Annotated in this window: 11 protein-coding genes; 6 read left to right on the top strand and 5 right to left on the bottom strand. The window is 45.0% G+C overall.

Annotated features, from left to right (window positions below):
- The first annotated feature begins 308 nt into the window (after positions 1-308).
- Together AC3A8L_RS12365 and AC3A8L_RS12360 are read left to right on the top strand one after the other, a co-directional pair.
- Positions 309-1,328 (top strand): hypothetical protein, encoded by a 1,020-nt coding sequence (locus AC3A8L_RS12365; protein WP_487962571.1) that lies wholly within the window; start codon positions 309-311, stop codon positions 1,326-1,328.
- A 617-nt stretch (positions 1,329-1,945) separates the two neighbouring features.
- A complete protein-coding gene (locus tag AC3A8L_RS12360; protein ID WP_487962570.1) occupies positions 1,946-2,437 on the top strand; it encodes a hypothetical protein in 492 nt (163 codons plus the stop codon).
- Positions 2,438-2,780: 343 nt separating this feature from the next.
- On the opposite strand, the gene AC3A8L_RS12355 is transcribed toward AC3A8L_RS12360, so the two are convergent.
- The 3 genes from AC3A8L_RS12355 to AC3A8L_RS12345 are packed head-to-tail and all read right to left on the bottom strand — an operon-like array spanning position 2,781 to position 5,461.
- Entirely contained in the window at positions 2,781-3,722 is a 942-nt protein-coding gene (locus tag AC3A8L_RS12355; RefSeq protein WP_487962569.1) for a tetratricopeptide repeat protein, read from the bottom strand.
- Position 3,723: 1 nt separating this feature from the next.
- Complete coding sequence (locus AC3A8L_RS12350; RefSeq protein ID WP_487962568.1) at positions 3,724-4,149, bottom strand: hypothetical protein; 426 nt, start codon at positions 4,147-4,149, stop codon at positions 3,724-3,726.
- Between the two features lies 1 nt (position 4,150).
- The gene (locus AC3A8L_RS12345) at positions 4,151-5,461 is read right to left on the bottom strand and encodes an ATP-binding protein (protein ID WP_487962567.1); all 1,311 of its coding nucleotides are present in this window, start codon (positions 5,459-5,461) and stop codon (positions 4,151-4,153) included.
- Between the two features lie 624 nt (positions 5,462-6,085).
- Here AC3A8L_RS12345 and AC3A8L_RS12340 point away from each other — a divergent pair.
- The 3 genes from AC3A8L_RS12340 (at position 6,086) to AC3A8L_RS12330 (ending at position 8,526) form a co-directional block, all read left to right on the top strand.
- The gene (locus AC3A8L_RS12340) at positions 6,086-6,583 is read left to right on the top strand and encodes a phosphatase domain-containing putative toxin (RefSeq protein ID WP_487962566.1); all 498 of its coding nucleotides are present in this window, start codon (positions 6,086-6,088) and stop codon (positions 6,581-6,583) included.
- A gap of 403 nt (positions 6,584-6,986) precedes the next feature.
- On the top strand, positions 6,987-7,286 hold the full coding sequence (locus AC3A8L_RS12335; RefSeq protein ID WP_487962565.1) for a hypothetical protein: 300 nt from the start codon (positions 6,987-6,989) through the stop codon (positions 7,284-7,286).
- Positions 7,279-8,526 carry an SPFH domain-containing protein gene (locus AC3A8L_RS12330; RefSeq protein WP_487962564.1) on the top strand — a complete coding sequence of 416 codons (1,248 nt, stop codon included), beginning with the start codon at positions 7,279-7,281 and terminating at the stop codon, positions 8,524-8,526. Before AC3A8L_RS12335 ends, AC3A8L_RS12330 begins: the two co-directional genes overlap by 8 nt.
- 307 nt (positions 8,527-8,833) lie before the next feature.
- Here the strand turns inward: AC3A8L_RS12330 and AC3A8L_RS12325 are convergent, their stop codons facing one another.
- Together AC3A8L_RS12325 and AC3A8L_RS12320 are read right to left on the bottom strand one after the other, a co-directional pair.
- Positions 8,834-9,232 (bottom strand): hypothetical protein, encoded by a 399-nt coding sequence (locus tag AC3A8L_RS12325; RefSeq protein ID WP_487962563.1) that lies wholly within the window; start codon positions 9,230-9,232, stop codon positions 8,834-8,836.
- 603 nt (positions 9,233-9,835) lie between these two features.
- The gene (locus AC3A8L_RS12320; RefSeq protein WP_487962562.1) at positions 9,836-11,155 is read right to left on the bottom strand and encodes a DEAD/DEAH box helicase; all 1,320 of its coding nucleotides are present in this window, start codon (positions 11,153-11,155) and stop codon (positions 9,836-9,838) included.
- A gap of 1,205 nt (positions 11,156-12,360) precedes the next feature.
- On the opposite strand from AC3A8L_RS12320, the gene AC3A8L_RS12315 reads away from it, so the two are divergent.
- Positions 12,361-15,402, top strand: coding sequence for a diguanylate cyclase domain-containing protein (locus AC3A8L_RS12315; RefSeq protein ID WP_487962561.1), 3,042 nt, complete (start codon positions 12,361-12,363; stop codon positions 15,400-15,402).
- Positions 15,403-15,599: the final 197 nt, after the last annotated feature.

The following is a 15,599-nucleotide window of genomic DNA, read 5'->3' as shown; positions in this document are numbered from 1 at the left end:
GAAGCTTGAGTGTCTCAAGGTATTTGCTATAGTATTTGTTAAATTTTTGAGTTTCTCGCTTGTTCATAGTAGATTCCTTTTTGAGGCCCCATCAATATGATGGGGATAAGAAATCTATCGGCCGAGCGAGAAGCTCTTTTAATCTGCCGCGTAGCGGCTTGGTTCAACAATGCAAATCACTCGACGCCAAAAAGCGTCGACCAAAAAATACTGGCCGCGACTTTTGGGGCGAATGCTTGCAGGCGTTGATATGGCAATTGTGCTATAGAGTCCAGCTGTTGTGTTATTTTAAAAAAAAGGAAAAAATTTTGAATTTTAAAAACATAAATACCGTTAGTTTCGTATTATTAGGCATTGTATTATTTACCTCTGCTTGTTCAACAACATATAAAATAGAACCTGATTTAGTTAAGCAGTTTAAACCTGAAGCCGTTCCATCCCAAGAGCAAACATTTGTATATGTTATTAGAGGTTCAAATTTTCAAGGAGGTGCTAGGGGAGCGTGGGTTGCTGCTAATGAAAATGTAGTGGCTGATTTATCTAATGGCTCTCATGCGTTATTGAAACTTGATTCAGGTATAAACTCTTTGCATATGGTTCAAGGGCTGGCTGGTTTTGGCTACGCCAAAGTTGATAATAAACCAGGTGAAACAGTATATTTAGAGATTGATTACACTAAAGGGGAGATGAACGAAGTTAGCTTTGAGCTTGGGGCATCTATGATAATGCAAACTAAAAAAGCAAAAGATATTGGTAAACCTAGAAGGAATGATGCTTACGATAACTTATTGGTGAATCCTTCTTTATTGGGATTTCCTGTAATGAAAGAAACAGAAAAAAGTATAAAGGCGGATGACAAAACAGCTGTTATTAACTTTTATCGAATGGAAAACCTTATAGGTGAAGTACCTTTTGATATTTGGTCCGAGGATGGTTACGTAGGTAGCACAACCTCAGGTACTTATTTTCAAGTTCGTGTAAATCCTGGTAAACATATTTTTTTAGCCCTTTCTGAGCGTTATTCTGTTTTAGAGGCGAATGTTGAAGCAGGCAAAGAGTATATTGTTGAACTTGATGTTGATATGGGGTGGAATCAAGCTCACGTGCAGTTATTACCTGTTGATACGAAAACATCAGCTAAATCCATTAAAAAGTGGAAAAAAATAGCTAAGTTAATGATAGTAGATATGGATGTTACCAAGCAAGATGAATTTCAGCAGAGATCTAAACTGGCAGAAGCATACATATTGAAACAGTATAAAAAAATTACTGCCGGAGAGGTACCAAAAAGAGAATTAGATAGTAGGCATGCTATTTTAGAGAAATAAATATACTTGTTAGGTAAACGCCAAGCCCAGGTACTAGCCGCATCTGCTCATCTAATAATACAGGATAGGCACCCTTAAAAAATAACGACACCTAAATGCATTAGAAAAACTAGACATCCTCTACTATCAAGAAACTCCTCCCCATAGACCCAATACACGCAATAACCCCAAAGCTAATGCCTTGGGGTTATTTATTGACACAGGAGTGATGGTTTTTAGTGCCGAAGAATTGTAATTGAAATCGCTGGGACTAAGCGGCGCGTTTTTTCCTGCGTTTAGCGAACAAAGCTTGATAGTGTTGCTCAAGATGCTGTGTTTGTAGAAGCTAGGCATCAATATCTATATTTAATCGAGAGTATTTTGGGGGACATGCACTCACTTTAAGTAGCTTTGGTTATTAATCAGATATTTTCATGATCAAACTAACTTAGAAGTCCAATACGACAAACTGCAAAGGCTATGCCCTGATTTGACGAGTATCTATTCGTTGATTGGCGCTTATGCAGCGACAGGTTTTTCGTTGCTCCTTTTGTGGCTTAACGCTACACTCTCATAAGAAAATCAACTACAACGCCGCAGATTCTGAAAGCGTCAAATTTTTATATTGGGATATAGAATTGAGCATTGAACGAAAAATTAAGTATTGGCTATATTTCTTTATCGTGGGAATGTTCCTTAGTGGAGCTACGGCCATTCCATTAGAGTGGCAAATGGGCGTGGCTAATCGCTATTTAGGGATGGGTACGTCTTTGGAGGGATATGTCCCTGGATTATCTTTTTGGGTTACACGAATTTATACAGGGTTAGCTGAAACCTATAGTGAATATCCGTTTATTGCTTATGGTACGGATTGGCTTGCATTCGCTCATTTTGTGTTAGCTATTCTTTTTATCGGCCCACTCAGAGATCCGGTAAGAAACATATGGGTTATAGAGTTCGGCATCATATCTTGTGTACTAGTTATACCATTCGCAATGGTATTTGGAGCAATCCGTGAAATTCCATTTTTGTGGCGATTAGCAGATTGTTCTTTTGGTGTGATAGGAATAATACCGCTGCTAATTGTCAGAAAACAGATTAAGTCTTTACAGCAAAATGTTAAAACATAATAAGCCACTCCGGCCCCTTAGCAGAGCGTTAAGTTTCAATGATCGTAGGGGTGGAATATATCTTATTTATCCATAATACTCGGATTGATTTGACGAGTGCCTGTCCTAGGATGTTGGAGCTGTTACGGGTGCTTTTCTTTTGGGCGTTTAGTAATGAGTTGAAGTATGAGCCAGCGGTTATGAAATAGGCGGAGAGGGATGTGTGCGAATGTATCCTTCCAAGTAAAGGGCCAGATAAACATCATAGTAGAGTTCTAAATAAAAGCGGCCAGCTCACTTGTGATGACCTAAATGGATTAACGCTTACACCGCATATTGCGGCAGTAGGTATTTATTGAGTCGATCAAAAGTCCTTGTTAAATTCGAACTGGCTAAGCTCTTTTTTTAGCGCGCGGTAGTATGCTGGAATTCCGATCCATGAATATGCTGCAATGCCAAGCCATGCGTATCCAATAACTTGTGATAGTGGGATATAGCCTAAATCTTTAACGATTTGGGCAAGTGCTGTAAAGAGTACAAAGGCCGCGATTAAAATGCTGGTTGATTTGAGCTGGTTCATGTGAGCCAGTTTGGAGTTGGTCCACCACCATAAGCCCATTAGCTTGCTTTTACGTAGTTTAATGTTGGCCAAAAGCTCTAAGGCTTCTGTTGAATTCGGGTTGTTAAAAATAACATATTTGGCATGATACTCGGCATCATCCACATCGCCTAAGGCGAGTTTGATTTCTCCCATTATAACGTTAGCATCATTATTCCCTGCATCTTCTTCTAGTCGCTCTTGGCATAATTTCTCAGCTTTTAGTCGTTCGTTTTTGGCGATATGGCAGCGTATGTATGCCATTTTTACGTCTGAACTATTGGGTTCAATTTTGGCCGCATCATCAACTGCCTGCAGTGCGTCATCTAACCGATCTAAAAGCTGGAAGGCCGTGTATTTTAAGAGGTGGGCGATGTAGTAGTCCGGGTCTAAACGTAAACACTCCTCTGCGCTCATTAGTGATTGCTTGGGCTTGTTTTTTAAAATATATATTCGCCCTAAAACCCAATGAAAATAGGGCTCGTTGGGGTTTTTTTTAAGTGATAATGTGATTTCAAATTCTGCCGCTGTAATACGACCACATTCCAATAGATTTAATGCAAGTAAAGCGTGAGCATCAGCATCGTCGGGTGATTGACCCAGTAGCTCCTTTAAAGTATCAATAGCTTGCTGGTGGCGGCCGGCGCTGTAATGTGAATGCGCACGAGCCATTTTAAAGTCGTTCATATCGGAATCATTATTAGACATATTAATCTCGTATCGATTTTAGATATTCATGAATGCCGTAGGCGGATTGCTGGGTGAAAACAAGCCAGTATAAGGTGAAAAAGAACAGTGCTTGAATGGCAATGTGAATATAGGGTATTGTAATATTTAAATAATCACGAAGATTAAAAAATAAAATAATAAAGACTGCGATATAAGGCAGTGCAATCGTGAGTGCATAACCGATCGAGGCTATCACGACTGTTTTCCAGCGTGCGGGGCTGCCCATCCAAAAGGCGTTTAAAATAACCCACCCAAAAGGTAGGCCAAAACGTAAGTAAGTAGTTAGCGAAAATACAAACGGTAATATTATTGCCGCTAATAGAATGAAAGTAGGGTTGACCACTAATTTAGCTAGGAGATGAGGTTTGGGCTCATCAATAATGTCGTAAGTCGTTGAGTGACTCATTTTATTTACCGTGTTTTTTTAAGAAATCGATCACGTCATTGTAACGCCCGCCATCGTTAGCGTAGCGTGCGTAATTGCGTGCGGTTGTGAGCCATTCAGTTGTTGTTGCTCGGCAATCTTTAAGGGCTGTTTTTAAGTGCGTTGTATTAATATCTTGCTCTGCCTCCATCGCGATAGAATCTTCTATTGCCTCATCGGCGGCCATTTCGATTAGATTGGCGAGGTCGGCCCCTGAGAATCCACCTGTTTTTTGAGCAAAAAAGGTGAAGTCGATGTCGGCTTGGCAGGGGCGGCCATCCATATGGTGTTGTAATATGGCCGAACGCGCTTGCGCATCAGGTGGCGGTATAAAAAACATACGGTCAAATCGCCCAGGCCGTAAAAAAGCAGGGTCAATATTCCAGGGGACGTTTGTTGAAGCCAGTACCAGAACGCCGTGATTATTTTGGGCAAAACCATCGAGTTCGGTTAAAAATTGACTAATGGTATTGCTAGTGGAGCTATTCCTCGCGTGCTCACGTTTACCGGCTAGGGCTTCAAATTCATCAAAAAACAAAACGCTGGGGGTTTGCGCGCGTGCTTTTTCAAAAATAGCGTGCAGTTTTTGTTCTGATTCTCCGATATACATATCTAGGACATCAGAAACTTCAATGTTAAAAAATTGCGCATTGCATTGGCCCGCTGTTGCGCGTGCCAGTAAGGTTTTACCGCAACCAGGCGGGCCAAAAAGTAATACCCCACCACCGGCCTTCTTTTTAAAACGCTGAAATAGTGAAGGTTTTTGGAAGGGTAAAATTATTTTTTTATGAATTTGTTTTTTGACATCACTAAGGCCCACCACATCATCGAAGTTTGTTGTGGCCTCTTTATAGCGAGTTAAGTCTGTAACCTCTGCGTAATCTTTTTTTTCGATGACTCGGAGCTTGGGTTTTACTGTAGGGGCAGCTTGGTGGATAAGGTCGTTGGCTTCATCACTGGCTAACTCGGGTATGAACTCAATGATTGCCGCATAGATCATTATTGCGCCGGGGCGCTGTTCTTTATCTAGTAAATATTGAATTAATGCCTTGGGCGTGTGTTCGCATTGGCTAAAGATATTAAGCGCTGCGTTTTTGTGCTGAGTTTGCACCGCAAGCGTTAATATCCCGGCCACTAATTCAAGCTCTAAATCTGTGTCTAAAGCTTCAAGATATTGAGCTGCACGCTCTATATCTTTGGCGTCCACATATGCTTTTACAATGATCTTTGCGAGTGATGAGGAGGGCGATGCTGTATATGCGAGTAAAACGCCTTCTAATATTGAACTATCCATCAATGATTCTCTTTTTATAAGCCTGCCACTGGGCATCAACGTGAGGGTGATTGTAAGGTAATTGATGCATTTAGCAATAATCGGAGAGGGTGTAGCAGGTTGTTTTACCGATATAGTAGGTTATAAATGTAAGCGTATTATTTATGAGATCTCGTTAAGCAAGTTATCAACAACTGATCTACAAACCCCAATTTTTGATAAACGGCCTTAACTGTTGGTAACTACTCAGGCGTGCCAAATATACCAACAAATTGATCATTTTTTTGTGCCGTTGAAGCCGGCGGTAACGGCTCCTGCGTTGCTCTAATAAGTGATATCCATGTCCCGATCCTTGGGCACTAGCAAGCGTTCTAGAGAGTGTGCTCCTGCATTGTCACCCCCTTGCTATCCCTGCAGGGCAGACCTTGAATGCCCAGAAAACAATCAATTTGCCTTTTAGGGGAGCGTCATTTCGACCCTACCTGAGTAGTTACACCTACTGTAGGGGTCTGCAGTACAGCATAGTTTACGTGCCATTGGGCGGCATATTGAATAAGGAGAGCCACTCTAAAAGTCAGGCCGCTCAGCTTTGGTTGAGCCACCGCTTTAGTTACAATGGCCGCTCTTAAAACTGAGGAGCTGCCAATGCATCCGTTCGATACCCTAATGCTGCCCTGCCAAAGGCAGCTCATTTTCACGCCTTGCCCTGGCACCAAAGGCAATTCAGTAAGTGAAGCCTTGGCCGAGCTGAAAGCTGGTGGTGCTAATGCGTTGATCACTATGATGACTCAGGCTGACCTGGAACGCTTCGCCGTGTCCGACATCGCGAGCCAGTGTGAGGCGTTAGGGCTGGAGTGGGTTCATTTGCCGGTTGAGGATGACCAAGCGCCAGAGGCGCCTTTCGATATGGCTTGGCAGGAGTCGCTCGCGACCCTTGACCGTTGGCTGGAGCAAAAGTTAACGATTGCGTTGCATTGCAAGGGTGGTACTGGCCGTACGAGTTTGATTGGTGCGATTTTGATGGCCCGCCTCGGTTACTCTTGGGAGCAAACCCTCGAACATATTCGTACGGTGCGGCCAACGGGGCTGAGGATACCCAAGCATGTGGCTTACCTTACCGAGCAAGTGTTCCCTGTTAAATAAGCAGCGCAGTGTAGTAGTGAAGTTCTACTAGCAAAGTGGTAACGCAAAAACCGCTGGTGTCGCTAGGCCCCTGCGGTTTACTTTTAAGTGTTAAGGAGCGAGGCAATAATAGTTTGTCCAATTAGACGAAGAGGGCCTGCAGGGAAGCAGGTTGTTAGAATAACGCAGGAGCGGTTATCGAAGCGGCTTTCTTATCGAGGCGCTTAAAGCGGCGCATGCCGGGGCATGTAACGCTTTGAGCAACGAAGGTAAGGAGGTCGAGATCGAGTATTAGTGGATGAAATATTGTTTCCTCGTCCCTAATGCCACACTCATCATATAAAATACTTCAATCAACTGCGGTTTTATTGAGAATGCGCTCATTTAACGTATTGTTATCAACTTTGTTAGGGAGAGATATTAAATGATCAGATTATTCATCTTGTTTACATTGATCTTTTTGTTGGTTGTCTTTGTGCGTGAGCTAAGGAAATATTTCGCTCGCGATACAAAGGAAGAAGAGTTGCGTGATACCTTTATTAAAGGTGATTTAGCTGATATCGAGCTGGAAATCGCTGAAGAAAAAGCGCGTCAGGAAGAGGTGCGTATCGCAACGGACGAACTAAAGTCAGAAAATACGGATACTCATAATACCGAACATAACACCACCAGTACCGATAATAATATAAATTCAAATGACACTAAGGAAAAGAGTAATGACTAGAGTTCCCGCTAAGCTAATCGTATTAGGCGTCCTGTTCGTAGGAGCCTTGGCCGTGCTTTTTATGGCCTTCGGCATCAATGATGCAGGGCACCGAACCGTAGTGCAGTACCCCACCGGTAAACTTTATGTAAAATTCACGCCCGGTGTTTACCCGCAATGGTTTGGTACTGCCGAAATTTACAACGACGTAATTACCTTTGACTACGATAAAACCTCGACGGGTTATGACTCATCAATTAGCCAAAGCGGTATCTCAGTGCGCTACCAAGATGGTGGTACTGGCTCCGTTTACGGTAAAGCGCGTTTTACGCTTCCTGGTGATGAAATCACTATGTTACATCTTCATAAAGCGTTTCGATCTAATCGGGGTGTGTCGCAAAAGTTAATCAAATCTGTCACTGAAGAAGGTATGAACTTAACCGCAGGTTTAATGAGCTCCGAAGAAGCGTATGCCGAGAAGCGAAGTATTTATACACAGTGGTCGAGTCAACAAATATCGAAAGGTAAATTTCAGACTCGACTCGAGAAAATCTCCACGGTAGACGAGAGTACGGGCAAGAAAGTCACTAAAAATGTTCCGGTTATTAGTTATGGCAGCGACGGTTTACCCGTGCATCTAGATAGCGATCTTGCCGATTATGGTATTGACGTTAACGGTTTCCAGATAACCGATTGGGACTTCGAGCCAAAAACATTGCAGCAAATTGCTACAAAACGTGAAGCAACTATGGCGATTATTACAGCTATTGCTAATGCAGAGCGTGCTAAGCAAGATGCAATTACTTCGGAAGAGCAGGGTAAGGCTAATGTAATGACGGCCAAATACCAGAAGGAAGTCGTCAAAGAACAAGCCGTGGTAGATGCGCAGCGAGAAAAAGAAGTGGCGGTTATCTCCGCTGAAAAAAGCGTAGAAGTAGCGCGTCAGTATAAACTCGAAGCTGAGCAAAAGAAATTGGCGGCAGTAGAGTATAAACAAGAGCAAATCTTGCGTGGTGAAGGTGATGGTGCCTACAAACGTTTGGTCATCGAAGCGGATGGTGCGCTTGCGCAAAAACTTGAAACTTATGAGAAAGTGATGGGGCGTTTTGCCGAGGCTATCGAAAAGCAGAAGTGGGTGCCTGAAGTACAAATGGGCGCAGGCGAAGGATCTGACGGTGGATCAAATGCTATGACCCTGATTGAAATGATGAGTGTTAAGGCGGCAAAAGATTTGTCTTTGGATATGAGGGTTAAGAAGTAAAGTTTAGTGTGCGCGTGCTGGGGTAGCTTTTGTGTCGCTCCAGCCGCTCCATAAACAGAGCATTACGAAATAGATATCGTAATGATGGGTGTAGATATTAAGGCGGCTTGGATTTAAATCCGAAGTTCATAGCTTAACCGGATTGTAAAAGGTGGAGGCCAGAGCGGTGCGATTGAGGGAGCGGTTAAATCGCACAAGAGTACTCTATAGCTTAGCCCGCACTTACAATGAAAGTATAAAAAAGGCGACCTAATTAGGCCGCCTTTTTTAGCACCTACGGGGCAGTCACTCTAAAAGTAACAAGTTTTTACTGACTACAATCACCATAATATCTTGGGCAGCAGGATACTTTATTAACCTCCGAATATTTAACGTCCGTAATATTTTGATAGGGTCCGCTTGCTTTTAAAATACCATCGTACTTGAGTTGAGAGTCTGGAGAAAAACCCGTTGCCCAACCTTTAGGTCGCCCCATCCCAGTATTACCAGGGATAATATACAATCTATCGGAACCTGACTTATCAACTTTAACAGTAACTAAGCCGGGGCAATTATTGTTAATTAACAGGGTGCTGCTATTTGTCGCTTTAATCGCTGTAACACATGAAGGTAATTCAACGCGATCATTTGACCCGCAATCATCAGAAGAGGCTGGAAGGGAAATAAAGGTAAGGGCGGTAAGTAAAAAACAAAATTTTTGTTTCATTGGGTATCCTATTAGGTGACCATTGATGGCGTTATTACAATAGCGCCAAAGAGGTTATATTATATAGCGCGTTATTTAATGGGGTAGTGTTTACAGCAGCACAGGAGTTCGTCACTACACAAAAGAGGGGGTGGGCGCCAAAATATACCCTTTATCCGTTTCGCTTTCCCCGGCCTTGACTGCCCCCTCATTGGTGCCAATAATCTGGTGCCCCAAACTCCGAGTAACGGTCTCGTGTTAAAAGGTAATTTTTCTATACTTAAATGAGAGCTGTTTATTGGAATGCGGTATGACCAAGTTCAGAAAGTTAATTTTATCGCTAGCCCCCCCTGATACCGCTCGCGGAATGTATGGTTGCTAGGTCATAAGGGCCGAGGAAAAATACTTTGGCCAATAATGCTTACCACCGGCTTCCTTCAGGCCCTCTTTCCTAATTGGACAAACTATTATTGCCTCGCCTAAAGCGAATGCTTTTCCGCTTTAGGCGAGATTTAGCCCTCCACTCACAATTAAAGTATAAAAAAGGCGGCCTATTTAGGCCGCCTTTTTTAGGGTTGTTACTTCTTCATTATTCGTTTGCTTCATGCCCCCCAAATAGCGAGATTATTTTTTACGCTTTAACGGTGCCGAACCGTCACCGGAGGTGCTCATGGCATCTTTGCGTGAGGGCGCTACTTTTGCGCCTGCTTTTTTCTTGGGTTTTTTGCCCGCGCCGGTTTTGCCGGTAGGTTTGCGTTTTTTAGTGCTGGCGATTTTACCTGAGGCTTTTACTTTTTTCGGGCCGCTGTAATTGCCTTCTTGCCCTTTAATTTTGCGCAAGGTTAGGCGAATTTTTAGGTAGCGCTCGATGCTGGACATCAAATTATAGTCGGGCGCGGCTACTAGGGTTACGGCTTTGCCGCTGGCATCAGAGCGGCCGGTGCGGCCAATGCGGTGCACGTGGTCGTCGCCGGAATGGGCCACGGTAAAGTTAATCACCAAATCCACGTGTTTAATATCCAAGCCACGGGCGGCAACATCGGTGGCGACAATAATCTGAAGTTTGTCGTCTTTAAACTGGTTAAGGATTTGCTTGCGCAGGCTTTGGCTCAGCTCGCCGTGAATATAGCCCGACTTAAACTTTTTATAGTTAAGTACGTGGCTTAAACGCTCGGATTGCTCGCGGGTTTTACAGAAGATCATCACGCGCTGTGGGTTTTCTTCTGTGATCAGTGCGGCGATGATATTGGCTTTATGTTTATCGTCGTCGGCATAGATGCGCTCTTGCACAATATTGCTATGGCCGTGGGACATGCGGTCGATTTCGAGGCGAGTGGGCTCTTTTAACTGCTTGCTGATTTCGTTAATGCCCAAGTGCTTAAGGGTTGCCGAAAACAGTAAGGTTTGGCGCTCTACGGCGCAGCGCATCGCGATGGTGTGCATATCTTCGGCAAAACCCATGTCCAGCATGCGGTCGGCTTCATCTAGCACTAACACTTCAAGATCGCTGAAATCCACATTGCCCTTTTCGATATGTTCGACCAAGCGGCCGGGGGTGGCAATGATAACTTCGGGGTTTTTGCGGATGTTAGCGACTTGGTGTTTATACGCTTCGCCGCCCATGATGAGCCCGCACTTTAAATGCGTGAAGGCCGCCATGTCTTGGAAGGCTTGCTGGGTTTGCAGGGCCAGTTCACGGGTGGGTAGCAGAATAAGCCCGCGGGTGCTGGAGCGGGGGCGGTCCTCGGCCAGAAAGCGTTCGAGCATTGGTAACAAGAATGCGGCTGTTTTACCGCCGCCTGTTTTGGCCGATACCATAAGGTCGCGGCCTTCGCGTGCGGCAGGTATAGCGCGTATTTGCACGTCGGTGGCTTCGGTAAAGCCGAGTTTATCAATGGCTTTTTGAAGGCGGGGGTGAAGCTGTAAGTCTAAAATGCTGGACACGATAACTACCTAAATTGGGACCGCAGAGCTGCGTAAGAGGGCATTATAGCCTGTCGGGCGGGTTAGGAGGTTGCGTCTGACAATCGATGTGAATATAGGCACCTTCCTTGGTGCAAAATGTGGCCTTCTGTCGCAAAGCAGCCATTTAAAATCGAGGCATCGAGTTCAAATGAACTGTGATTGGGGGGCGCGACGACCTTGAGCTTCATGCTGGCTATCCCTGAATAGTTCTCCTTGTTTCGCGCATCCTATGGCGAAGTCGGGCAAGCTCCGTTGCCGTGGCGGCTTCCTGCCTGCCGGTCCTGGTTAAACCCAGTATCTACTGGGGTGTTCTTCCTTTTTCTTCGCTTCCTAGCGGTATTCCTTCCTGTGGTTTGACGTCATCCGTGGTTTTCGATTCCTTAGTGGGGCTGGTTCGCCTGTTTCCTTTGGCGTGGGCTTCCTAACCTTGCTGCTTCTATCACTTCCTGTTGTAAACCTATCGTTAGGGACTAGGAAGCAATATTTCATCCACTAATGCTTGATATCGACATCCTTACCTTCGTTGCTCAAAGCGTTACATGCCAAGGCATGCGCCCCTTTAAGCGCCTCGATAAGAAAGCCGATATCTTCGCCTAATTGGATAAACTATTATTACCTCGCCCCTTAGGTGTCCTTGTTGTTTTCCTTTGATCAATTTATGACTTTTCAATGCGTATGAAAACTGATCTTAAGTCTCCATTCTTACAACTGTGTTACCTATACGCCCCGGTGGGTAAAAAGTTGCAGCTTGTTTGTCATAAAGGCTGAATATGTTGGTAAGACGTAGGGTGTTGCTAAACCCGCACTTTAAAGACTCCCATATCTGTGTCCCATGTCTTTAACCCGGCTGTTGGTGCTCGCCCTGCAGGCAGTGATGGGGTAGGCTTGGGCGTACAGTATTGTGAGCTAGCGTATTCAGGACAAGGATAAAAATGTAAGCAAATGTAATCGCGTGCCGCAGCGTCTTGGCACTGCTGGCGTTTTAGTGCTGTCATGGGTTGGCAGTGCATTAGGGACTTGTTCCATGAGCGTTGGCTTTGGTAATTTCTGAGCAAAACTCAACTACCCTTAATTTAGTAGCCCCTTTGTGCGTGGCGAAAAACACGTATTGGCTATGGGCCATGCGATTAAAAAGGGCTAGTTGCTTGAGCATTGTTCGCAGTAGATTTTATTGAGTAATATTTTTGTCGAAACTGAAAAATAAAAAAGATAAAGGCTGGGTCCGCCAGTTATTTGGCTTATTGACGATCGCGCTTTGCTGTCCGTTTATCACCTTCCTGGGTGCGGTTGTCGCGATGCCTGCGCTTGCCGATATGTCCTTTAAAAACCCGTTAACGAATGAGCAGGTTCGCCAACTCGGCGGTATTAATTCTATTGCGCAAGATCGGCATGGTTTTATTTGGCTGGGCGGCGAAGTAGGGCTTGGTCGTTATGATGGCCATGACCTTCGTGTTTTTGAGCATCAAGCAGGCAACCTCCGCAGCCTTCGAAGTAGCTATATTCGCAAAGTTGAAGTGGATGCAGAGGGGCGGCTGTGGGTGGCGACGGAGTCTGGCTTGTGTCGTTATGTGGATATGACCGAAGACTTCGATTGTGACTTTTCTTGGCCTAGCCAACCGTCTGATGGATCATCGATGCAGGCACTGGCTTTTGACCACAATGGCCGCCTGTATGTAGGCGGATGGTCTGGCTTATTCTTATTTGATGGGAGCGACAGGCGTTTAAAACCTATTCAATTCGTGAGCCGTGATGCCGCATATCGTAACAGCACCGTGGTAGACCTGTTTATGGATGGTCGTGGTTATTTATGGATTGCCACTGCTTTTAATGGTGTCTTTCGCTACCACCCCATGCACGGGGTGGTACAGCATATTCAGCACGATGAGACGCAAACCGGTAATGCCGTTGTGGGTTTGGTCAGCGATAGAGTAAAAACGTTGTTTATGGATAGCCAGCATCGAATGTGGGTGGGAACCTATGGCGGGGGTATTAGTGTGTTTACGGCGGACGGTGAGCCGGTGGCAAATTATAATCAGCAGGCTTATGGGGCTAAAGGTTTTGTTAGTGATGTGGTCTGGGATATTTACGAAGATCAAGATAATGTCATTTGGACGGCCATGGACCAAGGCGGTATCGCACAGTTTGATGAGCGCCATCAACGTTTTTATACCGAGCGGCATCGCCCGCACGATACCAGTTCTTTAGTGTCGGATCAGGCGCGCGTTATCTTTGAAGATGCCAATCGCGATATGTGGGTGGGCACTTTTGATCGCGGTGTAAGCTTTTTTAGCCACACTAAAAAGCGCATTCAAACTTACCGCCACAACCCTGAAGAGATTAATAGCCTTAGTCATAGCTCGATATTAGCTTTACATCAGGGGAAAAATGCAATTTTATGGGTCGGCACGGAAGATGGCTTAAATGCACTGAATACTCAAACCGGTGAAATTAAGCGCTACACCTTAAACAATACCGACCTTCCCGCTAAGGCTGTGTTGTCGATAGCGACCATGGACGAGCGAACGCTATGGTTAGGAACTTGGTCCCGAGGGCTTGCCGCGTTAGATATTCCGACCGGAAAAATCACGCCTTTAACGCAGGGCCAGCTTCCTGAAGTTATTGATAATAGCCGGTTTATTTGGGATATTCTGAACGCCAAAGACGGCAGTATTTGGTTGGCCAGTGAACTGAATGGCCTTATGCGCTTAGCTAAAGATGGCACTAACGTTGAGCATTATCAGGCGGTGAGTGGTAGCCCAAACAGTATTTCCCACGATTTTATTTGGCGAATTATTGAGCGTAAAAAGGGGAGTATTTTATTGGGTACCCATGGCGGTCTGGATGAATTTATTAGTACGGAAAAAGGTTTTAAACATTGGTTGATCGGCAACGAGGAAGGCGTGGCCCTGAGCAAGCGCATAACAGCCCTGTTTGAAAGCCACGATGAATCGGTTTGGGTCGGGACGCAAGACCAAGGGGTTTTTTGGTTGACGGCAGAGGGTGACTTAATTAAGCACTTTGGTCGCAAAGAGGGCATGCCGGGCTTAACGGCTTCGGCTATATTGGATGACCCTCTTGGTCGAATGTGGATTGCTACCACGAACGGCTTGGTTTTGATCGACCCCGCAACACTCGCGCTAACGGTCTTTACGCATGATAGTGGTCTAACGGGTAATAACTTTAACCGCAATGCGTTTATAAAAGGTGCCGATGGCTTCTTTTATATTGGTGGGGCCGAGGGTTTAAATCGTTTTAAACCCGAAGACCTACAGCCGGAGGACAGTAATTTTCCTTTATATACTACAAGCTTTAGCTTGCTAAACGAGAGGGTGTCGCCAGGAACTTACCCGCTGAATATCAGTACGTTATTCCTCCCTGAGATTAATTTGCATTACGAAGATAGCATGATCGCGTTATCGTTTACGGCGCTTAATTTCCGTGACACATCCACGCTGAGTTTTGCTTACCGACTCGATGGTTTTGATAATGCTTGGCGCGCTGTCAGTGATAGCCGCACGGCAACCTATACCAATTTACCGCCCGGCGAATATCAATTTAAAGTGCGAGCGAAGCGCAAAGGGGGCGACTGGATGGCGTCGCGGCCTTTGCCGATAACCATGAAAGCTGCCCCGTGGTTATCCCACTGGGCTTTTCTGGGTTATGCCTTAGTGTTGATTTTGTGTGGCGGTTGGATTGCTAACTACATACACCTGCGCGGTAAACGGAATCATTATAGGCGCTTGTCTCGAGAAGATTCCCTAACCGGCATATTGAATCGTTTAGGGATGCACCAAGCGATTAATGATTTATTTGAACAATCCGCACCTGCAGACATTACGGGTTTATTAGTCATTGATATTGATCATTTTAAGCGGGTTAATGATAGCTATGGCCACGATCGCGGTGATCAAATATTAAAAGGCGTGGTGGATGTTTTGCGGCACACCGTTCGGCGTAGTGACATTCTTGCGCGTTGGGGTGGCGAAGAGTTTTTATTGGTGTGCCCCAATGTGGATAAAGAAATTATTCACGCGATAGCCGAGAAGGTGCGCGAGTCTGTTGGGCTGGCTAGTTTCGGTGGCGTAATGGATGGCTTAAGTGTCACGGTTAGTATTGGTATGACGTTATTTGCCGAAGGTGAAGGCCTGGATAAGGGCTTCAAACGTGCGGATGAAGCGCTTTATCAAGCTAAAAGTGAGGGGCGTAATCGAGCGGTATATCTTTAAAGCAACACCCCTGTAGGAAGCTAAGTGGAATCGCGCCCTTCTTTTTTTGAACGACACAATCACTATTTTTAGCGCTGTCTTTATGGGTTCTGTTGAGGCTAAGGGGCGTGCACTGAAATAAGTTGCTGGAATTTGGGTTTTGGGGTGCTTGCTTGACGAGGCGAAAATATGGAGTAATAGCCGGCTATTGCAAATAT

The sequence above is a fragment of the Marinagarivorans sp. genome, from assembly GCF_982758155.1.
This window is presented reverse-complemented; position numbering and strand designations above follow the sequence as displayed.

Excerpts from the sequence above, each read along its gene's own strand:
- AC3A8L_RS12355 (WP_487962569.1), bottom strand. The coding sequence starts at position 3,722 with ATGTCTAATAATGATTCCGATATGAACGACTTTAAAATGGCTCGTGCG.
- AC3A8L_RS12350 (WP_487962568.1), bottom strand. The coding sequence starts at position 4,149 with ATGAGTCACTCAACGACTTACGACATTATTGATGAGCCCAAACCTCAT.
- AC3A8L_RS12345 (WP_487962567.1), bottom strand. The coding sequence starts at position 5,461 with ATGGATAGTTCAATATTAGAAGGCGTTTTACTCGCATATACAGCATCG.
- AC3A8L_RS12340 (WP_487962566.1), top strand. The coding sequence starts at position 6,086 with ATGCATCCGTTCGATACCCTAATGCTGCCCTGCCAAAGGCAGCTCATT.
- AC3A8L_RS12335 (WP_487962565.1), top strand. The coding sequence starts at position 6,987 with ATGATCAGATTATTCATCTTGTTTACATTGATCTTTTTGTTGGTTGTC.
- AC3A8L_RS12330 (WP_487962564.1), top strand. The coding sequence starts at position 7,279 with ATGACTAGAGTTCCCGCTAAGCTAATCGTATTAGGCGTCCTGTTCGTA.
- AC3A8L_RS12325 (WP_487962563.1), bottom strand. The coding sequence starts at position 9,232 with ATGAAACAAAAATTTTGTTTTTTACTTACCGCCCTTACCTTTATTTCC.